At 65.8% G+C, this 25640-nt stretch carries 25 protein-coding genes, 1 tRNA gene and 1 pseudogene; 9 read left to right on the top strand and 18 right to left on the bottom strand.

Annotated features, from left to right (window positions below; all coding sequences use genetic code 11):
* Positions 1-175: 175 nt before the first annotated feature.
* Genes B133_RS0104880 through B133_RS0104870 form a run of 3 tightly spaced genes read left to right on the top strand, consistent with a single transcriptional unit; the run spans position 176 to position 1652 of the window.
* Entirely contained in the window at positions 176-493 is a 318-nt protein-coding gene (locus tag B133_RS0104880; protein ID WP_018599600.1) for a helix-turn-helix transcriptional regulator, read from the top strand.
* Positions 490-1002, top strand: a complete 513-nt coding sequence (locus B133_RS0104875) for an SRPBCC family protein (protein ID WP_018599599.1) — start codon at positions 490-492, stop codon at positions 1000-1002. Before B133_RS0104880 ends, B133_RS0104875 begins: the two co-directional genes overlap by 4 nt.
* A gap of 2 nt (positions 1003-1004) precedes the next feature.
* Positions 1005-1652 carry a flavodoxin family protein gene (locus B133_RS0104870; RefSeq protein WP_018599598.1) on the top strand — a complete coding sequence of 216 codons (648 nt, stop codon included), beginning with the start codon at positions 1005-1007 and terminating at the stop codon, positions 1650-1652.
* Here B133_RS0104870 and B133_RS0104865 read toward each other — a convergent pair.
* From B133_RS0104865 to B133_RS24275, 8 genes are all read right to left on the bottom strand, one after another.
* Entirely contained in the window at positions 1603-2979 is a 1377-nt protein-coding gene (locus B133_RS0104865; RefSeq protein ID WP_018599597.1) for an FAD-containing oxidoreductase, read from the bottom strand. The two genes, B133_RS0104870 and B133_RS0104865, sit on opposite strands and share 50 nt — an antisense overlap.
* Positions 2980-2982: 3 nt before the next feature.
* Entirely contained in the window at positions 2983-3465 is a 483-nt protein-coding gene (locus B133_RS0104860) for a DUF4126 family protein (protein ID WP_018599596.1), read from the bottom strand.
* Between the two features lie 39 nt (positions 3466-3504).
* Positions 3505-4356 (bottom strand): ATP phosphoribosyltransferase, encoded by an 852-nt coding sequence (hisG, locus tag B133_RS0104855; protein WP_026255976.1) that lies wholly within the window; start codon positions 4354-4356, stop codon positions 3505-3507.
* Positions 4357-4358: 2 nt separating this feature from the next.
* Complete coding sequence (locus B133_RS0104850; RefSeq protein ID WP_018599594.1) at positions 4359-4640, bottom strand: phosphoribosyl-ATP diphosphatase; 282 nt, start codon at positions 4638-4640, stop codon at positions 4359-4361.
* Positions 4641-4740: 100 nt separating this feature from the next.
* Positions 4741-6207 carry a sugar porter family MFS transporter gene (locus B133_RS0104845; protein ID WP_018599593.1) on the bottom strand — a complete coding sequence of 489 codons (1467 nt, stop codon included), beginning with the start codon at positions 6205-6207 and terminating at the stop codon, positions 4741-4743.
* Between the two features lie 92 nt (positions 6208-6299).
* Complete coding sequence (locus B133_RS0104840; protein WP_026255975.1) at positions 6300-6983, bottom strand: HAD family phosphatase; 684 nt, start codon at positions 6981-6983, stop codon at positions 6300-6302.
* A 98-nt stretch (positions 6984-7081) separates the two neighbouring features.
* Positions 7082-10837 (bottom strand): methionine synthase, encoded by a 3756-nt coding sequence (metH, locus tag B133_RS0104835; protein ID WP_026255974.1) that lies wholly within the window; start codon positions 10835-10837, stop codon positions 7082-7084.
* A gap of 117 nt (positions 10838-10954) precedes the next feature.
* Complete coding sequence (locus B133_RS24275; RefSeq protein ID WP_018599590.1) at positions 10955-11095, bottom strand: hypothetical protein; 141 nt, start codon at positions 11093-11095, stop codon at positions 10955-10957.
* A gap of 116 nt (positions 11096-11211) precedes the next feature.
* On the opposite strand from B133_RS24275, the gene B133_RS0104825 reads away from it, so the two are divergent.
* Positions 11212-12090 carry a PAC2 family protein gene (locus B133_RS0104825; RefSeq protein ID WP_018599589.1) on the top strand — a complete coding sequence of 293 codons (879 nt, stop codon included), beginning with the start codon at positions 11212-11214 and terminating at the stop codon, positions 12088-12090.
* Between the two features lie 5 nt (positions 12091-12095).
* On the opposite strand, the gene mshC is transcribed toward B133_RS0104825, so the two are convergent.
* The 7 genes from mshC to B133_RS0104790 form a co-directional block, all read right to left on the bottom strand.
* Positions 12096-13334: a cysteine--1-D-myo-inosityl 2-amino-2-deoxy-alpha-D-glucopyranoside ligase gene (gene mshC, locus B133_RS0104820; protein ID WP_026255973.1), complete on the bottom strand. Its 1239-nt coding sequence runs from the start codon at positions 13332-13334 to the stop codon at positions 12096-12098.
* A gap of 121 nt (positions 13335-13455) precedes the next feature.
* Entirely contained in the window at positions 13456-14214 is a 759-nt protein-coding gene (locus B133_RS0104815; protein WP_018599587.1) for a 3'(2'),5'-bisphosphate nucleotidase CysQ, read from the bottom strand.
* A 91-nt stretch (positions 14215-14305) separates the two neighbouring features.
* On the bottom strand, positions 14306-15133 hold the full coding sequence (locus tag B133_RS0104810) for an SCO1664 family protein (protein WP_018599586.1): 828 nt from the start codon (positions 15131-15133) through the stop codon (positions 14306-14308).
* Positions 15117-15704, bottom strand: coding sequence for a DUF3090 domain-containing protein (locus B133_RS0104805; protein ID WP_018599585.1), 588 nt, complete (start codon positions 15702-15704; stop codon positions 15117-15119). The genes B133_RS0104810 and B133_RS0104805 overlap by 17 nt, the downstream gene beginning before the upstream one ends.
* A gap of 35 nt (positions 15705-15739) precedes the next feature.
* Positions 15740-16411, bottom strand: coding sequence for a histidine phosphatase family protein (locus tag B133_RS0104800; protein ID WP_018599584.1), 672 nt, complete (start codon positions 16409-16411; stop codon positions 15740-15742).
* A gap of 14 nt (positions 16412-16425) precedes the next feature.
* Positions 16426-17256 carry an undecaprenyl-diphosphate phosphatase gene (locus tag B133_RS0104795; RefSeq protein ID WP_026255972.1) on the bottom strand — a complete coding sequence of 277 codons (831 nt, stop codon included), beginning with the start codon at positions 17254-17256 and terminating at the stop codon, positions 16426-16428.
* 45 nt (positions 17257-17301) lie between these two features.
* Entirely contained in the window at positions 17302-17613 is a 312-nt protein-coding gene (locus B133_RS0104790) for a hypothetical protein (protein WP_085974242.1), read from the bottom strand.
* Between the two features lie 152 nt (positions 17614-17765).
* Between B133_RS0104790 and B133_RS0104785 the strand changes: the two genes are divergently transcribed.
* The 4 genes and pseudogenes from B133_RS0104785 to B133_RS0104770 all read left to right on the top strand — a co-directional run.
* Entirely contained in the window at positions 17766-18752 is a 987-nt protein-coding gene (locus tag B133_RS0104785; RefSeq protein WP_018599581.1) for a hypothetical protein, read from the top strand.
* Positions 18753-18772: 20 nt separating this feature from the next.
* Positions 18773-19009 carry a DUF5703 family protein gene (locus B133_RS0104780; RefSeq protein ID WP_018599580.1) on the top strand — a complete coding sequence of 79 codons (237 nt, stop codon included), beginning with the start codon at positions 18773-18775 and terminating at the stop codon, positions 19007-19009.
* Complete coding sequence (locus tag B133_RS0104775) at positions 19009-20082, top strand: quinone-dependent dihydroorotate dehydrogenase (protein ID WP_018599579.1); 1074 nt, start codon at positions 19009-19011, stop codon at positions 20080-20082. The genes B133_RS0104780 and B133_RS0104775 overlap by 1 nt, the downstream gene beginning before the upstream one ends.
* A gap of 310 nt (positions 20083-20392) precedes the next feature.
* A pseudogene (locus B133_RS0104770) lies at positions 20393-21460 on the top strand (IS110 family transposase); the annotation flags it as partial.
* A 30-nt stretch (positions 21461-21490) separates the two neighbouring features.
* Here the strand turns inward: B133_RS0104770 and B133_RS0104765 are convergent.
* Positions 21491-22015: a YbhB/YbcL family Raf kinase inhibitor-like protein gene (locus tag B133_RS0104765; RefSeq protein WP_018599577.1), complete on the bottom strand. Its 525-nt coding sequence runs from the start codon at positions 22013-22015 to the stop codon at positions 21491-21493.
* A gap of 9 nt (positions 22016-22024) precedes the next feature.
* Positions 22025-23359, bottom strand: a complete 1335-nt coding sequence (locus B133_RS0104760) for a M20/M25/M40 family metallo-hydrolase (RefSeq protein WP_026255970.1) — start codon at positions 23357-23359, stop codon at positions 22025-22027.
* A 138-nt stretch (positions 23360-23497) separates the two neighbouring features.
* Here B133_RS0104760 and B133_RS0104755 point away from each other — a divergent pair.
* Positions 23498-23583 (top strand) — tRNA-Leu (locus B133_RS0104755).
* 869 nt (positions 23584-24452) lie between these two features.
* Here B133_RS0104755 and B133_RS0104745 read toward each other — a convergent pair.
* Positions 24453-25460, bottom strand: a complete 1008-nt coding sequence (locus tag B133_RS0104745) for a restriction endonuclease (RefSeq protein WP_157625785.1) — start codon at positions 25458-25460, stop codon at positions 24453-24455.
* Positions 25461-25640 lie beyond the last annotated feature (180 nt).

The raw sequence follows: 25640 nt of genomic DNA, 5'->3' as shown, positions 1-25640 counted from the left end.
CCGATCTTGACCCGGCCAAACGGTTGTGCGTGCGCGCATCTGAGTATGTCGTGGCGGGGGACGGTACCGCAGCGGTTTGGGTCCGCTGAAACGCCCTGCTGGTGCTGCGGCGCTGCGTCAGATCCGTTCTTTATATTCTCTTGTATCTATATAGATGCAATGCAATACTCTAGGTATGGATGTCTTCGAGGCTGTCGCCGAACCGAGTAGACGGGCACTGCTCGACGCGCTTACCGACGGTGAGCGCACCGCCGGTGAACTCGTCGCCACTTTGCCCGGGCTGACCCAGCCGACCGTGTCGCGGCATCTGAAGGTTCTTCGCGAGGTCGGCCTCGTCGAGGTACGGCCCGATGCCCAACGTCGCATCTACGCACTGCGGGCCGACGGCCTGGTGCAGATCGACGCATGGATCAACCGCTACCGCCGCTACTGGACCAGCCATCTCGACGCCCTGGAACGTCACCTCGAATCGACCCACAAGGAGACCAAATGACCGCGCGTGAAGGGAAACTCACGATCGACGGCGATCGGGCGGCCCTCACCTTCGAACGTCGCCTGCCCTATTCGGTGGATACGGTGTGGTCGGCGATCACCGACCCCGAGCAGCGCAACCAGTGGATGGGCGAGACCGTGATCGACGCCCGCGAGGGCGGGACCATCGAGATGGTGCCCACCGGGCCGCCTCTGCAGCCCGATCAGATGAAGATGACCGGGCGGATCCGGGTGTGGGATCCGCCACGGGTCTTCGAGCACGAGTGGAATCAGCCGATCCTCAAGGGCACCGGCGTGGTGCGCTACGAACTCACGCCCGACGGCGACGGTACCCTGCTGCGGTTCAGCCACCGCGGGCTCACCATCCGCGACGGGCAGGGATTCCATCCCGGCACGCATGCGTTCCTCGACCGGCTCGAAGCCCATCTCGCAGGCTCCCCGCTCCCCGACTGGGGACAGCGGTACCAAGAAGTCGCAGCCCTTCTAGGACAGAAATGGGAAGGCGAATAGCCATGTCTCACAACGGATCCAATATCTCAGCACCCACCGTGGCGATCGTGTATCACTCCGGGTTCGGACACACGGCGACTCTGGCCGACGCAGTGGCGGCCGGCGCGGCCGCGGCCGGTGCCGACGTCAGCATCGTGCCGGTCGACACCATCACCGAGGCCCAGTGGGAGCTCCTCGACGGCATCGACGCGATGATCTTCGGAAGCGCCACCTACATGGGCAACGTGTCGGCCGGCTTCCAGGCGTTCGCCGAGAAGACGGGCCGGCGGTGCATGAACGGCACCTGGCGCGACAAGGTGGCCGGTGGATTCACCAACTCAGGCGCCAAGAGCGGTGACAAGCTCGCCGCGCTGAGCTCGTTGGCGATCTTCGCCGCCCAACACCACATGCATTGGGTGAACCTCGGTTTGGCGCCGGGCTGGAACTCCGCAGCGGGCAGCGAGCACGATCTCAACCGACTGGGCTTCTGGCTCGGGGCCGGCGCCGCCACCGATGTGGATGCCGGACCCGCCGAGGTGCACCCCGCCGACATCGCCACCTGCCGGCACCTCGGCGCCCGTGTAGCGCTGGTGACCCGCCAGCTGAACATCGGCCGCAGTCTCAGTCCAGCGGCCGCAGGTCCTGCAGCAGCGTCGGCACCAGCTCGCTGACCGTGGGGTGGATGTGCATGGTGCGGGATATGGCGGTGTAGGGCAGTTTGGCGGTCATCACGTCGACGATGCAGTGGATGACCTCGTCGCCGCCGACGCCGAGGGTGGCCGCACCGAGGATCTCCTCGGTCTCCGCGTCGACCACCACTTTCATGAATCCCTGTGACTCGCCCTTCTCCACCGCGCGACCCACGCGGGTCATCGGGCGCTTGGCCACCAAGGCTCCTCGGCCTGAGGCCCGGACCTGGTCGACAGTCAGCCCGGCCCTGCCCAGCGGTGGATCGATGAACAACGCATAGGTGGGAACGCGTTCGCTGACCCGGCGCGGATCGTTGTCGAGCAGGTTGGCCGCCACGATTTCGTAGTCGTTGTACGAGGTGTGCGTGAAGGCGCCCTTGCCGTTGCAGTCCCCCATCGCCCAGATGTGCTCGGCACTGGTGCGCAGCTGGTCGTCCACCACGATGTAACCGCGCTTGTCGGTCTGCACACCCGCGTTCTGCAGGTCGAGATCGTCGGTATTGGGTACCCGGCCGACCGCCACCAGCAGGTGGGTTCCCGCGATCGGTTCGGCACCGCCGGCCGGGACAACCTCGAAGCCATTGTCCTGCTTGCTAAACCGGATGTCGGTGGCATTGAGCACGATGTCGATACCCTCGGCTTCGAGGATCTCCTTGATCGCAGCCGAGATGTCCTCGTCCTCCCGTGAGGTCAGCCGTGGGCCCCGCTCGATGACCGTGACCCTGGCCCCGAAGCGCCGGTACATCTGGGCGAACTCGAGTGCAATGTAGCTGCCACCGATGATGACGAGATGCTCGGGCAGCGAATCCAGTTCGAGGATCCCGACGTTGGTCAGATAGTCGATATCGGCCAGGCCGGGAAAGTCGGGCGCCACCGCGCGACCGCCCACGTTGAGGAAGATCCGGTCCGCGGTCAGCAACCGGCCGTCGACGTCCATGGTGTGCTGATCGACGAACCGGGCATGGCCCCGGATGAGCGACGCCCCGTCCATATCCTGAAGCCAGGTCTCCACGCCGTGCCGGTCGGCCAGCATGATGCCATCCTTGCGGGCCTTGACCTTGGCCATGTCCACGGTGACTTCGCCTGTGTGGACACCGTATTCAACACCGCGACGGGCGACATGAGCGGCGTAGGCGCTGGCCACCAACGTCTTGGTGGGAATACAGCCGGTGTTCACGCAGGTACCGCCCACCAGTTTGCGTTCGACCACGGCAACGGTATTGCCTGCCGCGGTCAATCGCCCGGCCAGCGAGGGGCCGGCCTGTCCGGCACCAACGATGATGGCATCGAACTGCTCTGGCTCGCCCATGGGCTACACCACCGCGGTCAGCGCTGCGATGGCGAACCCACCCAGCACGGCAACGGCGTCCTCCACCAAGGCCACCGGCAGGTCGCGCCCTCCGGTGACGGCGACCAGACGGGTGCGGGCCTCGTAACCGCCCAAGGTGCCCAGCACGGCGCCGATCATTCCGGACCCGAGCCCGCCGAACGTGTAACCCCATGCGGTACCGATCACGGCGCCCGCGAACGCCCCGGTGGCCAATCGGGCGACGAACTGAACCGCGGTCTTACGGCTCGGGGTCTTCGGCAGCTGGTCGGTAATCAGTTCCACCACAGCAAGAATGGTGAGAACGGTGACGGTGATCGGGTGTGCCAGCCACTGCACCCAGGTGCCGTCCAGATTGATCCAGTGCAGCGCGGCCGCCCACGCCACCACGGCGGGAGGGGTCAACGCTCGCAGCCCGGCCACCACCCCGATGAGCAGCGCCAGCAACAGAACGAGGAAATGGCTCATGCCGGACGCTAACACGCACAGCGCCGCGGCATCCGGCGATCAGAAGCGGCAGAACCTGATGTCCGAAGCCAGGATCGCTTTGGCCCCGATGGCCGCCAGCTCGTCCATGATGCTGTTGACATCGCGACGCGGAACCAGGGCCCGCACCGCCGCCCAGTCCGGATCGGCCAGCGGCGCGATCGTCGGCGATTCCAGTCCCGGAGTGACCGCCATGGCATCGTCCAAAGCCGCACGGGGGCAGTCATAGTCGAGCATCAGGTACTGCTGGCCGAACACCACGCCCTGCACTCGGGCTGTCAGCTGGTCGCGTGCGGCCGCGTTCCCCTGCGCGGCGCCGACGCGTTCGATCAGTACCGCCTCCGATTCACACAGCGGCGCACCGAAGGCGACCAGGCCGTGCAGGCCGAGGGTGCGGCCCGATCCGACAACGTCGGCGATGACATCGGCGACGCCGAGCTGGATGGAGATCTCCACCGCTCCGTCGAGCCGGATTACGGTGGCCTCGGTCCCCCGTGTCTCCAAGTCTTTGCGCACCAGGTTCGGGAACGACGTGGCAATCCGCTTGCCCGCCAAGTCTGCCGTGGTCCATTCCCGGCCGGCCGGGGCCGCGTAGCGGAAGGTCGAGTTGCCGAAGCCCAGCGACAAACGCTCACGCACCGGTGCGTCCGAATCCGCGGCCAGGTCACGCCCGGTAATACCGAGATCGAGCTCACCGGACCCGACATAGACGGCGATGTCCTTCGGCCGCAGGAAGAAGAACTCCACGTTGTTGTTCGGATCGACGACCGTCAGATCCTTGGGATCGCGCCGCCGACGGTAACCCGCCTCGGCGAGGATCTCGGCGGCCGATTCGCTCAGGGCACCCTTGTTGGGTACAGCAACCCGCAGCATGCTCACAGCTTCCGGTAGACGTCGTCGAGGGTCAGGCCGCGGGCGAGCATCATCACCTGTGTCCAGTACAGCAACTGGCTGACCTCCTCGGCCAGCGCCTCGTCGCTCTCGTGCTCGGCGGCCAGCCACACTTCGCCGGCTTCCTCCAGGATCTTCTTGCCGAGTCCGTGCACCCCGGTGTCCAACGCCGCGACGGTGCCACTGCCGGCCGGCCGGGTCCGCGCTTTCTCGCTGAGTTCAGCGAACAGGCCGTCGAAAGTCTTCACGGGCATGGATTGTTTCATGGCCTGCCTATTGCACCGCACCAGGCCACGATTCACGCTGTCGCGGGCCTACGCCACCGAACCGATCATGCGCCGGTGTGCCGAAACCACGCCACTTCGCTTAAGAATTCACCGCGCGGTTCTGCTCATGGTGCGGGATCTCGCTCTGCATGTCTTCGAGATGTTTGCCCTTGGTCTCCTGCACCCATCGCGACACGAACAGGAACGACAGCACCGCACACAAGGCATAGAAGCCATAGGCAACACCGAGCATGCTGCTCAGCGTCGGGAACGTCACGGTAATCACCCAGTTCGCCACCCACTGCCCGGCTGCGGCCAACCCCAGCGCCGCAGCGCGGATACGGTTCGGGAACATCTCGCCGAGCAGCACCCAGACGACCGGACCCCACGACATGCCGAATGCCACCACGAACAGGTTGGCGGCGACCAACGCCACCGGTCCGGCGACATCACCCAGCACGGGCTTGCCGTCGACCTGACTTGCGGTGCCGAAGATAACTGCCATGGTGCCCAACGTCACCGCCATACCGGCCGATCCCATCAACAGCAGCGGTCTGCGGCCGATCCGATCGATGAGCGCAATCGCGATGAGCGTGGTGACGATGTTGGTGATCGACGTGATCACGGTGATGACGAACGCCTCGCTCTCGCCGAACCCGACGGCCTCCCACAGCACGTTGGAGTAGTAGAAGATGACGTTGATACCGACGAATTGCTGGAAGATCGACAGCCCGAGCCCTACCCAGACGATGCCGTAGATACCGCCGGTCGGTTTGCGCAGATCCCGCCATGACGGCGGCTTGTCGGACTTCAGCGAATCCTGGATCCGTCTGATGGTGATTTCGAGGTTCTTCTCGCCGAGCAGCATGGCGAGCACCTTGCGGGCTTCCGGAATGCGGTATTTCGCAACGAGATAGCGCGGCGACTCTGGGATGGTGAACGCGAGCACTCCGTACAGAACGGCGGGCAACGTCATCGCCAGGAACATCCAGCGCCACGCGGCCAGCCCGAGCCACAGTTCCTCGCGCGACCCTCCGGCCAGATGCGCCAGAAGCGCATCCACGGCCAGCGATATGAAAATGCCGCTGACGATCGCCAGCTGTTGCAGCGAGCCCAGCCGGCCCCGGATGCGCGGCGGTGACGTCTCGGCGATGTAGGCCGGTGCAATCACCGACGCCACGCCGACGCCGACGCCGCCGATGACGCGGAAGATGACCACCAGCCAAATGTTGGGCGCCAGAGCGGTTCCGATCGCGCTGACGAAGAACAGTACGGCGGCCAGTTTCATGACCGAGAGGCGGCCGATGCGGTCGGCCAGGCGTCCTGCCGTCATCGCGCCCGCCGCGGCACCCAGCAGTGCTGAGGCGACCGCAACGCCCAGAGTGTAATCGCCGATGCCGAACTCGTCCCGCAGTGCGGCGACGGCACCGTTGATCACGGCACTGTCGTAGCCGAACAGCAGGCCGCCCAGTGCGGCCACCGAGGCGATGCGCACCACCTTGCCGCTGTGTTCGGATTCCTCGTAGTCCACGCCCGACGTGGAATCACCTACCGGTCCGTGCGTCATGACACGTCCTCTCGCAGCGTTGCGTGATCTGTGCCACCTCACAATCGCACAGTTAACCTGCGGATAGGGTGATATCCGTTCCGGTAATTAACTCAAGCGCTGCGTTGAGCGGGCTCGCGGTCCAGTTCGGCGTGAATCGCCCGCAAATCCTCGACACCGAGCGCGCTGAGTGACTCGACCTGCCTGCGCCGCGGCCCCCGGGGCACCTCGACATCATTGGGCACCACCAGCACCGGGCAGCCGGCTGCCTCCGCCGAAGCCGTACCGGTCACCGAATCCTCCACCGCCAGGCACTGCGCGGTGTCGAACCCGAGCAAGGCGGCAGCACGTAGATACGGATCCGGGAACGGCTTGCCGTTAGGCACTTCGTCACCGCAGACAGTCACCGAAAAATAGTGCCGACCAATGCTTTTCAACGCCCGCTCGGCAAGCTGCCGGTGGGTGTTGGTGACCAGTGCCAGCGGAATGCCCGCAGCCGTCAACCGCTCCAACAGATCCCGGGCTCCGGGCCGCCACGGCAGCCCCTGCTCGAACAGATCACCGGTGTAGCCGTGCAGCCAGTCGGCCGATTCAGCCATCGCCGCGGGATCGGGGTCCAGCCCCAGATCGTCGTAGACGATCCGCATCACCAACTCTGACGAGCCGCCGACGGTCGACTCACGTACCTCCGCGCTGAGCACCCCACCCATGCGTGCATAGAGCGCGTGCATCGAGATGTCCCAGAGTTTTTCGGAATCGACGAGAGTGCCGTCCATGTCCCACAGCACCGCATCCATGGTGCCATTGTCCCATCGCGCCTTGGGCAGGGCGAAATCGTGTGACTGAAGGCACGCCGCACGGTCACCCATGCGTGGCTGCTCGACCAGGGTAGGCCTCAGTCCTCCGGGTTGTAGCCGAGATTGGAGGAAAGCCAGCGCTCAGCCTCGGCCAGCGTCCAGCCCTTGCGTTTCGCGTAGTCGGCGACCTGGTCCTGGGCCAACCTGCCGACCACGAAGTACTGCGACTGCGGGTGCGAGAAATACCAGCCGCTGACGGCGGCGCCCGGCCACATCGCCATCGACTCGGTCAGCTCGATGCCGGCCCGCTCGTGGACGTCCATCAACTTCCAGAGCGTGGCCTTCTCAGTGTGCTCGGGGCAGGCCGGGTAACCGGGGGCAGGGCGGATTCCCACGTACTTCTCGCCAATGAGTGCGTCGTTATCCAGCTGCTCATCAGGCTGATATCCCCAGAACTCCTTGCGGACCCGCTCGTGCATCCGTTCGGCGAAAGCCTCTGCCAGCCGGTCGGCGAGCGACTCCAAAAGAATCGCGCTGTAGTCGTCGAGCGCTGCTTTGAATTCCATGATCTTGTCCTGGCTGCCGAGCCCGGCGGTGACGGCAAAAGCGCCGACGTAGTCGGCCAGACCGGAGTCCTTGGGCGCGATGTAGTCACCCAACGACCGGTTCGGGATACCGCCGCGGTGCTCGCCCTGCTGACGCAGGTTGTGCAGCGTGGCAAGCACCTCGGAACGGGTCTCGTCGGTATACACCTCGACGTCGTCGCCGACGGCGTTCGCCGGGAAGAACCCGATCACGCCGTTGGCACGCAGCCACTTCTCCTTGATCAGGGTGTCGAGCATCTCCTGGGCGTCGTCGTACAGTTTGCGGGCTGTCTCGCCCGTCGCCGGGTTGTTGAGGATGTCGGGGAAGCGGCCCTTCATCTCCCAGGCATTGAAGAACGGCTGCCAGTCGATGTACTCGCGCAGCTCGGCGAGGTCGTAGTCATGAAAATCCCGCACGCCGAGACCCTGTACGGGAACCGGCGGCGTGTAGCCGTCCCATTCGATCGGCGTGCGGTTGGCGCGGGCCAGCTGGAGCGTCAGCATCGGCCGCTCGTGCTTCTGGGCGTGCCGTTCACGCAGCGCTGCATAGTCTTTCTCGGTGGCCTCGAGCAGGGCTGGACGCTGCTTGTCGTCGAGCAGTGCGGCAGCCACCGGCACCGAGCGGGAAGCATCCTTGACCCAGACCACCGGACCGCTACGACGCGGCGATATCTTCACGGCGGTGTGAGCGCGTGATGTGGTCGCACCACCGATCAGCAGCGGGATCTGCAGCCCCTCGCGTTCCATCTCGACGGCGAAGTTGGCCATCTCGTCCAGAGACGGAGTGATCAAGCCGGACAGTCCGATGATGTCGGCGTTGTGCTCCTTCGCCGCGTCCAGAATCTTCTGAGCGGGCACCATCACACCGAGGTCGATCACGGTGTAGTTGTTGCACTGCAGAACCACCCCGACGATGTTCTTCCCGATGTCGTGGACGTCGCCCTTCACGGTCGCCATGACGATCGTTCCGTTGGTGTTGTCGGTGTCACCTGGCTGCTTCTCGGCCTCGATGTACGGCAGCAGATAGGCCACGGCCTTCTTCATCACCCGAGCCGACTTCACGACCTGGGGCAGAAACATCTTGCCCGAGCCGAACAGGTCGCCCACGACGTTCATACCGTCCATCAGCGGGCCCTCGATCACCTCGATCGGCCGCCCTCCTGCCGCGGCGATCTCGGCTCGAAGTTCCTCGGTGTCGTTGTCGACGTGGGCGTCGATGCCCTTGACCAGGGCGTGCGTGATCCGCTCGCGGACAGGCAGGCTGCGCCACTCTTGGACAGCCGAGTCGTCGGTCTTCTCAGACTTGTTGAACCGTTCCGCGATCTCGAGGAGCCGCTCGGCCGCATCCTCTCGGCGGTTCAGGACCACGTCCTCGATCCGGTCCCGCAACTCGGGGTCGATCGAGTCGTAGGGCACCAGCGCACCGGCGTTGACGATGCCCATGTCCAGGCCGGCCTTGATCGCGTGGAACAGGAACACCGCGTGGATCGCCTCGCGGACCGGGTTGTTGCCCCGGAACGAGAACGACACGTTCGAGATGCCGCCGGAGATATGCACCCCGGGCAGATTCTCCTTGATCCAGGCGCAGGCCTCGATGAAGTCGATCCCGTACGTCGCGTGCTCCTCGATACCGGTGGCCAGCGCGAAGCAGTTCGGGTCGAAGATGATGTCCTCGGCCGGGAAGCCGACCTCCTCGGTCAGGATCCGGTAGGCGCGGCCGCAGATCTCCTTGCGACGCTCCAGGTTGTCGGCCTGCCCCTGCTCGTCGAAGGCCATCACGACGACGGCGGCACCGAACTTGCGGCACAGCTGTGCCTCGCGGATGAACTTCTCCTCGCCCTCCTTCATGGAGATCGAGTTGACGATCGGCTTGCCCTGCACGTTCTTCAGGCCCGCCTCGATGACCTCCCATTTGGAGGAGTCGATCATCACCGGGACGCGGCTGATGTCCGGCTCGGCCGCGATCAGCTTGGTGAACCGGTCCATCGCGGCGACGCCGTCGATCATGCCCTCGTCCATGTTGATGTCGATGACCTGTGCACCGACCTCGACCTGCTGCAGGGCCACCGACAGGGCGGTGTCGTAGTCCTCGGCCTTGATCAGGTTGCGGAACCGGGCCGAACCGGTGATGTTGGTGCGCTCACCGATGTTCACGAACAGGGAGTCCTCGGTGATGTTGAGCGGTTCCAGGCCCGAGAGCCGCGTGGCGACCGGGATCTCCGGAACCTTGCGCGGCGGCACCCCATCGACGACCTTGGCGATCTCGGCGATGTGCGCCGGCGTCGTTCCGCAGCAACCACCGACCAGGTTGACCAGACCGGCCTCGGCGAAATCGGCGACATAACCCGCCTGACGCGTCGGGGACTCGTCGTACTCGCCGAAGGCGTTGGGCAGGCCGGCGTTCGGATAGCAGGAGACGAAGGTGTCCGCGATGCGTGCCACCTCGGCGATATAGGGCCGCATCTCCGGCGCACCCAGGGCGCAGTTGAGGCCCACCGCGATCGGGTGCGCGTGCCGGATCGAATTCCAGAATGCTTCGGTGACCTGACCGGACAACGTCCGCCCAGAAGCATCGGTGATGGTGCCCGAGATGATCACCGGCCACCGGCGTCCGCGATCCTCGAACAGTGTCTCGATGGCGAACACCGCGGCCTTGGCGTTCAGCGTGTCGAAGATCGTCTCGACGATGAGGATGTCGGCGCCACCGTCGACCAGGCCCTTGGCGGCTTCAAGGTAGGCAGCGACCAGCTGGTCGTAGGAAACGTTGCGGGCCCCGGGGTCGTTGACGTCCGGCGAGATCGACGCGGTGCGCGTCGTCGGTCCGAGCGCCCCCGCGACGTAGCGGGGCAAGTCCTGCGTGCTGAACTCGTCGCAGGCTTTGCGGGCCAGGGCCGCACCGGCGTAGTTCAGCTCGTAGCTCAGCTCTTCCATGCCGTAGTCGGAGAGCGAAACCGCGTTCGCGTTGAACGTGTTTGTCTCCAGGATGTCCGCACCCGCCTCGAGGTATTCGCGGTGGATCCCCTCGATGATCTGTGGCTGCGTCAGGTTGAGCAGATCGTTGTTGCCCTGAACAGGGCTCGGCCAGTCCTTGAACCGCTCGCCGCGGTAACCGGCCTCGTCCGGCCGGTCCCGTTGGATCGCAGTGCCCATCGCGCCGTCGATCACCATGATCCGCTGGCCGAGAGTAGCCGTCAGTTCGTCGGTGCAGTCGGGGCGGATGTTCGGCTCGAAGACACTCGACTCAGAGATCGTCGACTCAGCGATGTTCAAGGCGTTCACATACTCTCCTTCCGCAACGGAAGGCGTCCTTGACTCTGCCGAGCGTGGCGGAAACGGGCAGAAACCCGGAACCGTTGCAACGCCTCTCGACCAGAAGAGTCTACGTCGTCATCCGACAGACGCGTGGACACCCAACTCGTCGCCACGATCGACCTGACCCACTTCGCGATACGCGCCACCGCCCACCGCGCGCCGCGACAAGGTGTCGAGCCGATCGGTGTCGTAGGCGGGCCGGTCAGCAGCGTTCACATCGACAGGGTAGTCGGTCTATGAAAACTGCTTGTTCGCGCAGGCGGGTCATCGACGCGAAATGACCCGCGACGCCGGGGCGCTCATCGCCCCCACGCAGGGCTTACGCTGACAGTGTGACACTGTCCTATCCGAGCGGAGGCAGGCCGTCCGACCTGCCCGAATTGCAGAACGCCATCGTCGTGGCGGCGTTCGAAGGATGGAACGACGCCGGTGACGCGGCCAGCGATGCGCTGGACCACCTCGATGCCATCTGGGAAGCCGAACCGATCGTCGAGATCGACGACGAGGCCTACTACGACTACCAGGTCAACCGACCGGTGATCCGGCAGGTCGACGGCGTGACGCGAGAGCTGGTGTGGCCGTCGATGCGGATCTCGCACTGCCGTCCGCCGGGCAGTGAGCGCGACGTGGTGCTGATGCACGGCGTCGAGCCCAACATGCGGTGGCGGACCTTCTGCGCCGAGTTGCTGGCCATCGCCGACAAGCTCAACGTGCAAACCGTGGTGATCCTCGGGGCATTGCTCGCCGATACGCCCCACACCCGGCCGGTCCCGGTGTCGGGTGCCGCGTACTCCTCGGAGTCGGCCAAGTTCTTCGGGCTGGAGGAAACCCGCTACGAAGGGCCGACCGGTATCGCCGGGGTGTTCCAGGACGCGTGCGTGCAAGCAGGCATCCCGGCCGTGACGTTCTGGGCGGCCGTGCCGCACTATGTGTCCCAGCCGCCCAACCCGAAGGCCACCGTGGCCTTGTTGCGCCGTGTCGAGGACGTGCTGGACATCGAAGTACCACTGGCCGATCTGCCCGCGGCGGCCGAGGAGTGGGAGCAGGCCGTCACCGAGATGACCGCAGAGGACGAGGAGATCGCCGAGTACGTCCAGTCACTGGAACAGCGCGGTGATGCCGAGGTCGACATGAACGAGGCGCTGGGCAAGATCGACGGTGACGCGTTGGCGGCGGAGTTCGAGCGCTACCTCCGGCGGCGCGGCCGCTGAGCGAATTACAGGTCCACACCGAGCAGTGCGTCGACAGCGGTGGCGACCGCCCGCGGTGCTGCGGTGTCGTGCCCGCCGTAGGAGATCGCATCGGTGGCCCAACCATCAAGCGCAGCAAGCGCTTTCGGAGTATCCAGATCGTCGGCGAGATACTGCCGGACTCGTGCGATCACGTCAGTGGCGTCCGGTCCTGCGGGCATTGTGGTCGCCACGCGCCAACGTTCCAATCGGGCGTTGGCCTCATCGAGTACCTGCCGGCTCCAGGACCGGTCGGAACGGTAGTGCCCGGCTAGCAGGCCGAGCCGGATTGCGCCCGGATCGGCGCCGTCGGTGAGCAACCGGGATACCAGCACCAGGTTGCCCCGGCTCTTGCTCATCTTGTGCCCATCCCAGCCGATCATTCCGGCATGCACATAGTGCCGCGCGAATCTGCGCTCCCCCGTTACGGATTCGGCATGCGCGGCAGAGAACTCGTGATGCGGGAAGATCAGGTCGCTCCCGCCACCCTGGATGTCCAGCCCGGTCCCGATGCGGCTCAACGCGATTGCCGAACATTCCACGTGCCAGCCGGGCCGACCCGGCCCGAACGGAGACGGCCAGCTCGGTTCCCCGGGCCGGTGCGCGCGCCACAACAGCGCATCGAGCTTGTCAGCCTTGCCCGTGCGGTCGGGATCGCCGCCACGCTCGCCGAACAGCCGGAGCATGGTCTCGCGGTCGTACCCGGACTCGTACCCGAACTGCACGTTGGCGTCGGCCCGGTAGTACACGTCGGGATACTGCGGATCGTCGACAACGTATGCCGCGCCGGAGGCCAGCATCTTCTCGACCACCTCGACCACCTCGGCGATCGCATCGGTGGCCGCCACGTAATCGTGTGGGGGCAGCACTCGCAGCGCGGTCATGTCGTCGCGGAACAGTTGGATCTCGCGGTTCCCGAGGTCGCGCCAGTCCAGGCCGTCGCGCTCGGCCCGTTCGAACAGCGGATCGTCGACGTCGGTGATGTTCTGCACATAATGCACGGTGTGCCCGGCGTCCAGCCACAGCCGGTACACCAGGTCGAACGCCAGGTAGGTCGCCGCGTGGCCGAGGTGTGTCGCGTCGTAAGGCGTGATGCCGCACACGTACATGGTGGCTGTCGGCCCCGCGCCGACCGGGCGGATCTGCCGGTCGGCGCTGTCATACAGGCGCAGCTGGGGACCCTGCCCCGGCAGGGTGGGAATGTTCGGCGCGGGCCACGACTGCATGGCTTCGACTTTAGGGTGCTCGGTCAGCACGGGCCTCTCCCGGTCGGTCGGATCACCGAAGACAGACTCGGTTCACCGAACACCGACAACGACGAAAGCCGATCCATTCCCGTCGAGCCCATCAGGCGGCGCCGACCGCGGCGAGCAGGATCGGGGCCAGGTCCTGACGGCACATCACAAAATCCGGCAGGTAGGGGTCGGCCCGGTTGTACACCAGCCGCGACCCGTCCAGTCGGGAAGCGTGCAGACCCGCGGCCAGCACCACACCGGCCGGGGCGGCCGAATCCCATTCCCACTGCCCGCCGGCATGGATGTAGGCGTCGACGTCGCCGCGGACCACGGCCATCGCCTTGGCCCCGGCCGATCCGATCCGGACCAGTTCGAAGTCGAGCCGGTCGCGCATCCGCCACAGCACGGGTGGCGGGCGGTTGGAGCTGGCGGTGACGAGGATCGGGCCGTCACGGCGCGCCGGCGGCGGCTCCACGGTGTCGCTGCGGTACACCTCGCCCCGCGCCGGCAGCGCCACTACCGCGTCGGTCAGTCCGGGCCCGCCGGCGCGGTTGCGCTGCCACAGTGCGATGTGCACAGCCCAATCCTCGCGCCCCGGCAGGGAATACTCATGCGTGCCGTCGACAGGGTCGACGATCCAGACGCGGTCGGCGTCAACTCGGGACAGGTCATCGACAGCCTCTTCGCTGAGCACCGAATCGTGCGGGCGGGCTTCGGCGAGCCGGGCCAGGATCAGTTCATTGGAGCGTCGATCGCCCTCATCGCCGAGGTGGTAAGGATCGTAGAAACCGACCTCTTCACGGACGGCCAGCAACAACTCACCCGCCTCCTGGGCCACCGCGGCGGCCAGGTCGGCATCGGTCGAGTGCATTCAGTCAGTATCGGGTGGCGGGAAAACCGGTGCCGGATCGGGGTCGGCATAGCCGTGGCCTCGCTCGCGATGAGCACCGCTGGCGATCCGCTCAGAACGGCGGCCACGGGATGGGCCGTCGCCGATCCGCGGTCGGAAGCACCGGATCATCCAGTAGCCCAACGACTCTGGCCCGCAAGGCGGCAACCTCCCGGTGGGTGATGTGGTCGTGCAACTGCGCGGCCAGATCGTCGGCCAACCGCTCGCGTAGCGTCGCCACGGCCACCAGGGTGTCATCGTCCACGGGCTTACCCGCCCAGCCCCACAGCACGGTGCGCAGCTTGTCCTCGACGTGCAGGCTGACGCCGTGGTCGACGCCGTAGACCTGTCCGTCGACCCCGGTCAGGATGTGGCCACCCTTGCGGTCGGCGTTGTTGATCAGCACGTCGAACACCGCCATGCGGTACAGCCGCGGGTCGTCGGCGTGCACCAACGTCACTTCGTCCCCGGCGTAGTCGTAGGCCTGCAGAATCGGCAGGAAACCCGGCGGAATGTGCCCCGCCGGCAGCAGATCCACCAGATCAGGGCCGGAAGCCGTTTGCCCGGCGTCGTCGTCATCCGGCTGACCGACCCAGCGCTGCACCATTCCCGGGCCAGCAGGCCCCTCCCGAATAATGGTGTAGGGCACAATGTTCCAGCCCAGGGCGGTCGATACCAGGTAAGCACTGACCTCGCGGCCCGCCAGCGTACCGTCAGGAAAATCCCACAGCGGGGCCTCGCCGCGCACCGGCTTGTACACGCAGTGCACCTGGTGGCCCCGCAGGTGCGCCTCGCACAGGAAGGTGGCATTGCTCGCCGAACGGATCCGACCGACTACCGTGAGCTCGCCGTCGACCAACACCTCACTGTCGTCGGGCCCGCCGTCAGCTGTCCGCGTCATCTTCGGCTCCGGCGATCGCACCGCGCCGGTAGCCGTTGGTGCGCACACAGATATGCCCCTCGGGATCCAGCGGCTCGTCGCACAGCGGGCAGGGCGGCCGCCCCGCCGAGATGACCCGGTTCGAGCGTGTCGCGAACTCCCGGGCCGACTCGGGCGTCAGGAACACCCGCACCGCATCGGGGCCTTCCTCCGCGTCGTCGAGCACCACCGACGCATCGAACTCGGCATCCGAGACGGCCAGTAACTCCACCACCACCGTCTGCGCTTCCGAGTCCCAGCCCAGGCCCATGGTGCCGACCCGGAACTCCGCGTCCACCGGAGTGATGAGCGGCTGCAGATCGACCACCTCACCGGTGTCCGGCGGGACGGGCGTGCCGAACCGGCGGTTGATCTCCAGCAACAGCGCCCCGATACGTTCGGCCAACACCGCCACTTGCTGCTTCTCCAGCATCACCGAGATCACCCGGTTGTCGTGGACCGCCTGCAGGTAAAAAGTCCGGTTTCCGGGTTGGCCGACGGTCCCGGCCACGAAGCGGTCGGGAGTACGGAAGACATGTATTGCGCGGGCCATGGCACCTTCCAAAATACCGGTATCAGCACTAACGGTCAGTCGGTGGACCCGCCGACCACGGCGTCGGTGGCGGGTTTGGCGGCCAGGCCGGCGCTGAGCTGTGGACCGGTGTGGTTGACGTGCACGACAAACGGGCGCACGTCGGTGTACTGGATCACACTCATCGACGCCGGGTCGACAGTGATCCGCTGAAAGCCGTCCAGGTGCACACCGAGCGCGTCGGCGAGCACCGCTTTGATTACGTCGCCGTGGGAACACGCGACCCACAATGCGTCGCCGCCGCGCTCCTCGGCCAGTGCCCGATCCCGCTCCCGCACCGCAGCCACGGCGCGGGCCTGGACCTGCGCCAACGCTTCCCCGTCGGGGAACACCGCCGCGCTGGGCTGCTGCTGCACCACACCCCACAGCGGTTCCTTCACCAGCTCACCGATCTTGCGGCCGGTCCAGGCACCGTAGTCGACCTCGGTCAACCGGTCGTCGACGATCGGTTGTACCCCGAGAGCAGCGGCCAGCGGCTCCACGGTCCGTTCGCAGCGCAGCAGCGGCGACCGCACGATCGCACGCACCGGCAGGTCGCCTATCCGGCCGATCACAGCCGCGGCCTGCTCGATGCCACGCTCGTCGAGGTCGACTCCCTCCGAGCGGCCTGCCAGCGTGTGGGCGGTGTTCGACATCGAGCGAGCGTGCCGCAGCAGGATGACAGTCATATCGGCTCCCTCGGTCAGTACGCGGTCAGTACTCCGGTGCCGAGCAGCGCCAGCACTGTCACACCGGCCACCACGCGGTAGCCGACGAACCAGTACATGCTGTGGGACACCAGGAATTGCAGGAACCAGGCAATCGCGGCGAATCCGACGACGAACGCGATCACCGTCGCCACCAAGAGCTGCGGACCGCTCGCACTCATGCCCTCCCCGACCGGATGGAACGCGTCGGGCAGTGAGAACAGCCCCGAGGCGAACACCGCTGGGATCGCCAGCAGGAAACCGAACCGGGCCGCCAGTTCGCGGTCCAACCCCAGGAACAAGCCGGCGCTGATCGTGGCACCGGAGCGCGACACCCCCGGCACCAGCGCAAGGCACTGCGCCAGGCCGACCACGACGCTGTCCCGCCAGGTGAGCTGCTCCACATGGCGGGTCTGTCTGCCGAAATACTCTGCCGCGGCGATCACCGCCGAGAACACGATGAGCGCCGAGGCCACGAGCCAGAGATTGCGTGCACCGGTGCGGATCTCGTCCTTGAACAGCAGCCCGAAGAACCCGATGGGAATGCTGCCGATGATGACGAACCAACCGAGCCGGTAGTCGGCATTGCGGTGCGCCGCGACGAACAGCCCGTTGAGCCAGGCTTTGACGATCCGCCAGATGTCGCGAGCAAAGTAGATCAGCACCGCCAGTTCGGTGCCGAGCTGGGTGACCGCGGTGAAGGAGGCGCCCGCGTCGTTGTGGAAGAACAGCCGTGAGGTGATCGCGAGGTGCCCGGAGGAAGAGACCGGAAGAAACTCGGTGAGTCCCTGGACAATCGACAAGACGATCACTTGCAGCCACGACATCGCCGGCACGTCAATCACGACGAAGACCGTACCGTGGGGGTTCGGTCAGCGTAGAAGTCGCGGTACCGGCTGTGCGTCGGCAACCGCGTCACGTACGGTCGCCGACAAGCTGCGCTCGTCGGTCAGGTCGATATCGGTCAGCTTGCGGCTGGCGAGCGCCACTACATCTTCTTCGGAGGGCACTGGACCGGACAGTCGCGGTCGGTACACCTCGATGATCAACTGCCCGTGTTCTATATGGAAGGAGAAGGTCCGGCCGTCACCCACCTGGCCAAATCCACTGGCATGGACACCCGTGGAAATGTCCTCGATAGCAAACTCCTGGTGCCTCGATTCCCGGTCTGCGGCGAGGGTCATGGTTGGCACCATACTCTTGCCTATGCAACCACGTGCGCAGACGCGTCCAATTGCCGGCGACGGCCTTGCCTAGACTTGGCGGTCGACCATCCACCCCGATCGAGAGCCGTCCGTTGCGCCTAATCCCTGCAGGTCAGCCGATTTGCGCTGCCGTGGCAGCACTGGCATTGCTGCTTGCGTCCGGTTGTTCGTCGAACCCGGCCGACGCCCCGCCACCAACCATCGAACCCGCTCAGGCCGCAGTATCGCCCCCGGCCACCGGCACGCCCGACGGCGAAGTCCTTCCTGTCGGCGGTCACGCCCAGTCCGCGACGTTCGATTCAGCAACGGCCACTCTGGCCCTGCTCGGACCGGGCCCGCAAGGGCAGTCGATAGTGACGTTGGTGGCCGGGCCCCAGCCGCCGCGCACCGTCCTGCTACCCACGACGGCGTCAGCGATGACGAGCGACGGCCACGGCGAGCTGCTGCTGACCACCCGTGGCGGTTACTTCCGGGTAGATATCGCGACGGGCAAAGCCGCCAAGGTCACCGTCGGCGGTCAGCAGGACACCGAATTCACCGCGATCGCGTTGCGCGTGGACGGTAATGCAGTGCTCGGCAGTGCTGACGGCGCGGTCTACACATTGAGCTCACCGGATACGGTCAGAGCCCGGCTAAAGATCTTCGCACGCGTGGATGCCCTTGTCACGCAAGGCAACACCACGGTGGTGCTGGATCGTGGACAGACCTCGGTCACTGAGGTCGACGACACCGGAACCAAGGCCGAGCAGGCGCTGCGCGCCGGCGACGGCGCCACCACCATGGTCGCCGATCCGCACGGCCGGGTCCTCGTCGCCGACACCCGCGGCGACGAACTGCTGGTGTTCGGCACCGACCCGCTGATCATGCGTCAGCGTTACCCGGTGCGGGCCGCCCCGTACGGGCTGGTGGCCTCCGCACGCCTGGCCTGGGTGTCGCAGACAGCGGACAACACGGTGATTGGTTACGATCTTGACACCGGCATTCCCGTCGAAAAGGTGCGTTATCGAACCGTGCAGCAACCCAACTCCCTGGCCTACGACGACAAATCCGGCACACTGTATGTGGTGTCCGGGTCAGGAGCTGGCGTGCAGGTGATCCCCCACGCGGGGGCATCGTGACTTCGATTCAACGCGGCCGGATGCCACCGGGGTGGGACGCCGAAGGACTCTCCGACGAATACGACTGGGTGCCGTTGCGGCTGCCACCCGATGTGACCAGGGTGAGCGCCTCCATCCGGCTGTCCATCGAAGCGGAATACCGCGGCTGGGAACTGACCCGGGTACGGGCCTACACAGACGGGAGCCGACGGGTGCTGTTGCGCCGCAAGAAAACCGCCGCCACCATGCCGGGCACCCCGGATCAGCCGACGCCGTGATGTACAGCACGCTGCGGCGGGCGCTGTTCCTGGTGCCGCCGGAACGGGTCCATGTCTGGGTGTTCGCGCTGCTGCGCATCGCCACCGGCCCGGCGGCGTTGCGACGAGCGCTGCGCGGCCGGCTGGCACCGAGCGACCCGGTGCTGGCCAGCACGGTGTTCGGAGTGCGCTTCCCCGGCCCGATGGGTCTGGCGGCCGGGTTCGATAAGGACGGCCGCGGACTGACGACCTGGGGTGCGCTGGGCTTCGGGTACGCCGAAGTGGGCACCGTGACCGCAGCGGCACAGCCCGGTAACCCGCAGCCACGGTTGTTCCGCCTGCCCGAGGACCGCGGGCTGCTCAACCGGATGGGCTTCAACAACGCCGGTGCGGGCGCGTTGGCGATACGCCTGGCCCGGCACACCGCCGATGTACCGATCGGGGTGAACATCGGCAAGACCAAGATCACGCCGGCCGGGGACGCTGTCGAGGACTACGCGCAGAGCGCCCGACTGCTGGGCAGCCTGGCCTCTTACGTTGTGGTCAACGTCAGCTCACCCAATACCCCCGGGCTGCGCGACCTGCAGGCGGTGGCCTCGCTGCGGCCGATCCTGGCCGCGGTCAAGGCCGAGACGACAAAACCGGTGCTGGTCAAGATAGCACCCGACCTCTCCGACGCCGATATCGATGAAATCGCTGATTTGGCAGTCGAATTGGAGCTCGCCGGAATCGTCGCGACCAACACCACGATATCGCGGGACGGGTTGGTGACGCCGGGTGTGGCCGAACTCGGAGCCGGCGGCGTCTCCGGACCGCCGGTGGCCCGACGTTCGGCCGAGGTGCTGCGCCGGCTGTACCGGCGCGTGGGCGACAAGCTGGTGTTGATCAGCGTGGGCGGTATCGAGACCGCCGACGACGCCTGGGACCGGATCGTCTCAGGAGCCACGCTGCTGCAGGGCTACACCGGGTTCATCTATGGCGGCGGATTGTGGGCCAAGCAGATTCACGACGGCATTGCCGCGCGTCTGCACGCCGGCGGGTTCGCGTCACTCACCGACGCCGTGGGCTCGACCATCTCTCGCGAGCAGACGTGAAAGCCCCTCTCTGACCGGCGTTTCGGGTACTTTCACGTCTCAGTGTCATTGTGAGGGTGCTGTGTTGCGGTGTGTCGAGGTGACAGACCCCGCGTGCGGTGGTTGGTTCCGGATCATCTGGTGTCTGGCTCATTTCGCGTCTGCCGCCCCTTTTTTGGGGGGTTGGCGTTGAGCAGTAGTGCCGGCACCAGATGAGAAGGACCGGACGGCGTGACTTGATAGGAGCGTGGCATCGCCCCGACTGAGAAGTGTCCGCCGCCCGGCCCAACCTCAATACACCCCCTCTTCATGACTGAAGGAGGCAACCACCATGGTTGTTGTTGGAGCCGATGTACACAAGCGCAGCCACACCTTTGTCGCGGTCAACGAGGTTGGACGCAAGCTCGGCGAGAAGACCGTCAAGGCCACCACCGCCGGGCACCACACGGCCATCACGTGGGCGCGCGAGCAGTTCGGCACCGAGCTGATCTGGGGCATCGAGGACTGCCGCAACATGTCCGCGCGCCTGGAACGTGACCTGCTGGGCGCCGGGCAAAAAGTGGTCCGGGTGCCCACCAAGCTGATGGCCCAGACCCGCAAGTCCGCGCGGGTGAGGGGCAAGTCCGATCCGATCGATGCGCTCGCGGTGGCCCGGGCGGTGCTGCGGGAACCCGACCTGCCGGTGGCGTCTCATGACGAGACGTCGCGGGAGTTCAAACTGTTGACCGATCGCCGTGATGTCCTTGTAGCACAACGTACCTCGGCGATCAACCGGTTGCTCTGGCATGCCCATGACCTCGATCCCGAGCGGGCCGCCGCGGTGGGCTCACTCAGTGCCGTCAAGCAGCAGCAGACGCTCATGGCCTGGCTGACGGAGCTGCCGGGTCTGGTCGCCGAAATTGCCCGCGCAGAGCTGACCGACATCATCCGACTCACCAGCGAGATCAACGCCTTAGCCAAGCGTTTGGCGGCCAGCGCGCACCGGTCCGCCCCGGCGCTGCTGGAGATCCCCGGCTGCGCGGAGCTGACTGCGGCCAAGATCGTCGGCGAAGCCGCCGGCGTCACCCGGTTCACCAGTGAGGCGGCGTTCGCCTGTCACGCCGGAGTCGCGCCCATCCCGGCGTGGTCGGGGGCCAGCGCCGGGCAGATGCGGCTCAGCCGCGCCGGTAACCGTCAACTCAACACTGCCCTCCACCGCATCGCCGTCACCCAGATCCGCATGACCGGCAGCGCCGGGCAGATCTACTACCACAAGCTGGTCGATGCCGGGAAAACCAAAGCCGCCGCCCGGCGCTGCGTCAAACGCCGCATCGCCCGCCGCGTCTACCAAGCCCTCCGCCGCGACGCCGGCCACCCCGACCACCAAACCCCCAGTCAGCCGCCACAATCAGCAGCGGCTTGACATAGGAGCTATTGCTCGGCGAGAAAGCTACTTCTGCTCGTAGGTGCCGTGGATGACGGCGCGGGCGATAGCCTGGCCGAACAGGTTGAAGCCCAGGTACGCCGGCGTAGCGCCCTCGGGTAGCTCAAGCGACTCGACGGGCAACGCGTGCACGGCGATGTAGTAGCGGTGCGGGCCGTGTCCGGCCGGCGGGGCCGCACCCAGGAACCGCTTGAGGCCCCCGTCGTTGGTGAGCGTGACCGCACCGCCCGGCAACGCGTCGCCGTTGCCGGCATCGGCGGGCAGAGAGGTGACGCTGACCGGCAGGTCCGCGACCGCCCAGTGCCAAAAGCCCGACAGTGTGGGCGCATCCGGGTCGTACACCGTCACTGCGAAACTCTTGGTCTCTTCGGGGAATCCCGACCATCTCAGCTGTGGCGATACATCGTTGCCGCCGGCTCCGAAGATGCCACTGAGCTGGTCGTTGGCCAGCGGCTGCCCGTCGGTGACCGATTCGGAGGTCAGCGTGAACGTCGGCAGCTGCGGCAGTTTGTCGTACGGCGAATCACTCACGATGCCCTTTCAGCAGTGCGTCAAGAAATGTTCGAGGACCTTCGCGCCGAACTGTAGTGCGTCGATCGGCACCCGCTCGTCTACCCCATGGAACAGCGCGGCGAAGTCCAACTCCGGCGGTAGCCGTAGCGGGGTGAACCCAAAGCAGCGAATTCCCAACCGCTGGAACGACTTTGCGTCGGTACCACCGGAGAGCATGTAGGGCACGATACGTGCCCCGGGATCCACCGCCAGCAGCGCGGCGTTCATCGCGTCGACCAGGTCACCGTCGAACGTGGTCTCGTAGGAGGGCAGGTCGCGCTCCCAGCTGCGGGTGACGTCCGGGCCGATCAATTTGTCGATCTCGCGCTCGAACGCCGCCTTACGACCGGGCAGCACACGGCAGTCCACGACCGCCTCGGCCGTGGCCGGTATGACGTTGGCCTTGTATCCGGCCTTGAGCATCGTCGGGTTGGCGGTGTCACGCAGGGTCGCCGAGACTATGCGCGCCACCCCGCCGAGCTTCTCGATCGCCATGTCGAGATCCGGGGAGTTGACGTCGAATTCGTATCCGGTCTCTTCGGACACCGCGGCCAGGAACTGCTCCACGGCATCGTTGAGAACCAGCGGGAAGCGGTGCCGTCCGAGCCGGTCGACCGCGCCCGCAATCGCCGTCACAGCGTTGTCGTCGTGCACCATCGACCCGTGGCCGGCCCGGCCCCGCGCAGTCAACCGCATCCAGGACAGGCCCTTCTCGGCCGTCTCGATGAGATAGAGCCGCCGCTCACCGCCGTCCTTGCGCGGAACTGTCAGCGAGAATCCGCCGACCTCGCCGATCGCCTCGGTCACCCCGGCGAATAGGTCCGGCCGGTTGTCCACCAGCCAGTTCGCACCGTAAGTGCCGCCGTGCTCCTCGTCGGAGACGAACGCGAACACCAGGTCGCGCGGCGGCACGATGCCGGCCCGCTTGAAGTGCCTGGCCACGGCGATCATCATCCCGACCATGTCTTTCATGTCGACCGCACCGCGGCCCCACACGTAGCCGTCTTTGATCGCGCCGGAGAACGGGTGCACGCTCCAGTCCGCCGGTTCGGCGGGCACTACGTCGAGGTGCCCGTGGATCATGAGTGCCCCGCGCTGCGGATCGGCACCGGGCAGCCGCGCGAACACGTTGCCCCGCCCGGGTGCACCGGCTTCGACGTATTCGGTGGTGTAGCCCACCTCACGAAGCCGGTCAGCAACCCACTCAGCGCAGTCCGCCTCGCACTTGGTCGTGGCAAGATCGCCGGTATTGGAGGTATCGAACCTGATCAGAGCGCTGACGATGTCAACCACCTCGTCAACGCTGCCCACGGGGACAGTCACCTGACCATTCGTACCACCGATTCGGATCACTGCGCCGACCGACGCACGGCAAGCCGACACCTTGGGTCTGACCGCCCGGGTTTGGGGCCTGGGCCCTCAATCCGTTAGCCTTAGGCGCCCAACCCGTGAGGTTGGCGAGTCCGAGTGGCGGAATGGCAGACGCGCTAGCTTGAGGTGCTAGTGCCCTATTAACGGGCGTGGGGGTTCAAGTCCCCCCTCGGACACAAAAGTTAGCTGTGCGTGTCCAAAAATCCGCTCTGACCTCGGTCGGAGTGGATTTTTTTGTGGTAGCCGGTTTTCGTCACCTCCGACACAAACCCCCACACTGACGTCATGAACCTGCTGAAACGCCGCTAACCGTGCTGTTTAGCGCTCAATCCTGGGAGGCGGCACATACATGTTGCCGTCTTATCGGCTGACTCTTCGCTTCCGGGCGGTGAGGCGAACCACCTGCATCCACTCCGCAAAACCGCTCCCCTTGCTCGCGGGGGGCGTTGCCCGTCTGCGACCTGCAGACCGACAGCGACACGTCCAGCCCGGTCCGACCCGTCCTCAGTCGACGGATGAGATACCTTCCGGTGAGACGCGCGCCAGCCGGGTTCTCTCTGTCTGTCCTGGTCCTGCTGTAGCTGGTCGGCCTCCATCCACCGCTACGCGGGGCGGCGCGGCGTCGACCATCTATCCACCGGACAGGAGAATCGGCGGACATTCGACATCGTCGCGTGGCTCCGGGCTGAGCGGCTCATCAGGTGACGTTGTCGAGCGACAAGGTGACGGGCCGCCGTGACAGCTGACGCGGTCGAGGATGCTGGACGGTACCAGGAATGCTCGTCCTGGCGACGCCGGCCACGGAGAGTCTTTCGTCGATGATCTTTCCGTCCTGTCGTGCAACGACTTTCGGTACCCGGACGAGGGCATCGGTCCACAGCAGCAGCCGGTTGCCGCAATGAACTAACCGGCGGTCTGATAGTGCCGGCGCTTCGATGCACGCCAGCATCGTCCAGCGCCTGAAATTGACTGGCCGCCAGTGCTTTCATCATCCTTTCGGGGCTGGCACCCTCGATTCACGGGTTCGCCTCCACGACAGATGGATTCATGGGTTCAATCCTATAAAGAAGTCTTCGAGCTGAGCGTCGATCACGTCGAACGGATTGCGATTTTGACTGGCCAAGTCCGCCATCCCGATCAAGTCGTCGTCACTGATGAACACAATCAGCGCGTGAGCACCCTCGTCGCCGAGCCATGCCCGACGGCGCTGCGCACGTGCCTCCTCGGATGGGTCGTGGCGTGATACCAGGAGCCCGAACGTCCTGAATGCCTTGCGCCATAGGTAGCGATGTATTTGTCGCACTGAGTCCGCGCCGACCGGCTCTGAGTAGTTCTTGAACTCTGCAACCACGAACCGACTGCCGTACTCTGCCCTTGCCCGTGCCCATGGTCCGTTTTGCGACCGGATCGGGTACACCGCATCCATGATGTCGAGACCATCATCGGAGCGATATTGGGGGCTGGGAGCGCCGAGTTCCGGAAGGAAGACGTCCGTGAGTATCCGCGAACCCACCCGCTCGTAGTCTCGCCAGTGCGTCCTACCAGGAGGAATCGCTGCCAACTCTTCGGCAACCGTCAGCGCAGTCGCAGAGCGTGACTTGCCCGCCACCGTGCTCAGCGAAGCGAGCACATCGTCAGCGTGTCGCACCGACGCATACGCGTTCCGGATCGGCCCAGATTCGGACAGCTTCGCGGCTATAGCAGCGCCGTCCCACACCGAAATACCTGAGTCGCTCAGCAGTTGCCGACTCGACGCAGAGACCATTCCAGACGTGGCGAACAGACCAGTTGTACCCAAACCGTACTGGTCCCGTAGCCGCGCTACCTCAGCGATCGTTTGGCGTGAGATGGTCCGGGTGGCTGCATGTTTCACGATTACGAACTGGCGACTCCCGTCTTCTCGATGTACAACCAGATCAACGCCCCCGTCCAGTTGGCCTCTGCTGATCGCCTCTACGGGCACTCTCTCTTGGGCCAACAGTGCTGCGACCAGCTGCTCGAATTGCAGTCCGGACAGCGCCTTCAGATCGAACTCGTGCTCGTCATAGCTCACATCGTCACCTCGTTCCCGTTCGAGAAGAGCCTGTCGAGGCGGTAGCGGAGCCGACCGCAGTGCGGCTGGCCGAAGCGCGTTCCAACCAGTAGTGAACGCTCATGCAAAAACTCCCGCCCGAACGTCGCGCATTCGTAAAAGCTCCATTAGCAGGCGCATTGCCTATACGGGTAGGTAGCT

It is taken from the genome of Mycobacterium sp. 155 (assembly GCF_000373905.1).
Lineage (GTDB): Bacteria > Actinomycetota > Actinomycetes > Mycobacteriales > Mycobacteriaceae > Mycobacterium.
The sequence above is the reverse complement of the archived record's forward strand: the minus strand, read 5'-3'. Positions and strand labels throughout refer to the sequence as shown.

Bases quoted from the DNA above. Each gene is read 5' to 3' on its own strand.
- mshC (WP_026255973.1), bottom strand. From the start codon at position 13,334: ATGCAGTCGTGGCCCGCGCCGAACATTCCCACCCTGCCGGGGCAGGGT.
- B133_RS0104795 (WP_026255972.1), bottom strand. From the start codon at position 17,256: ATGTCGTGGCTGCAAGTGATCGTCTTGTCGATTGTCCAGGGACTCACC.
- B133_RS0104860 (WP_018599596.1), bottom strand. From the start codon at position 3,465: ATGAGCCATTTCCTCGTTCTGTTGCTGGCGCTGCTCATCGGGGTGGTG.
- B133_RS0104790 (WP_085974242.1), bottom strand. From the start codon at position 17,613: ATGACCCTCGCCGCAGACCGGGAATCGAGGCACCAGGAGTTTGCTATC.
- B133_RS0104875 (WP_018599599.1), top strand. From the start codon at position 490: ATGACCGCGCGTGAAGGGAAACTCACGATCGACGGCGATCGGGCGGCC.
- hisG (WP_026255976.1), bottom strand. From the start codon at position 4,356: ATGCTGCGGGTTGCTGTACCCAACAAGGGTGCCCTGAGCGAATCGGCC.
- B133_RS0104850 (WP_018599594.1), bottom strand. From the start codon at position 4,640: ATGAAACAATCCATGCCCGTGAAGACTTTCGACGGCCTGTTCGCTGAA.
- B133_RS0104805 (WP_018599585.1), bottom strand. From the start codon at position 15,704: ATGGCCCGCGCAATACATGTCTTCCGTACTCCCGACCGCTTCGTGGCC.
- B133_RS0104845 (WP_018599593.1), bottom strand. From the start codon at position 6,207: ATGACGCACGGACCGGTAGGTGATTCCACGTCGGGCGTGGACTACGAG.
- B133_RS0104810 (WP_018599586.1), bottom strand. From the start codon at position 15,133: ATGACGCGGACAGCTGACGGCGGGCCCGACGACAGTGAGGTGTTGGTC.
- B133_RS0104815 (WP_018599587.1), bottom strand. From the start codon at position 14,214: ATGCACTCGACCGATGCCGACCTGGCCGCCGCGGTGGCCCAGGAGGCG.
- B133_RS0104870 (WP_018599598.1), top strand. From the start codon at position 1,005: ATGTCTCACAACGGATCCAATATCTCAGCACCCACCGTGGCGATCGTG.
- B133_RS0104780 (WP_018599580.1), top strand. From the start codon at position 18,773: ATGCCACCGGGGTGGGACGCCGAAGGACTCTCCGACGAATACGACTGG.
- B133_RS0104840 (WP_026255975.1), bottom strand. From the start codon at position 6,983: ATGGATGCGGTGCTGTGGGACATGGACGGCACTCTCGTCGATTCCGAA.
- B133_RS0104865 (WP_018599597.1), bottom strand. From the start codon at position 2,979: ATGGGCGAGCCAGAGCAGTTCGATGCCATCATCGTTGGTGCCGGACAG.
- B133_RS0104775 (WP_018599579.1), top strand. From the start codon at position 19,009: ATGTACAGCACGCTGCGGCGGGCGCTGTTCCTGGTGCCGCCGGAACGG.
- B133_RS0104800 (WP_018599584.1), bottom strand. From the start codon at position 16,411: ATGACTGTCATCCTGCTGCGGCACGCTCGCTCGATGTCGAACACCGCC.
- B133_RS0104880 (WP_018599600.1), top strand. From the start codon at position 176: ATGGATGTCTTCGAGGCTGTCGCCGAACCGAGTAGACGGGCACTGCTC.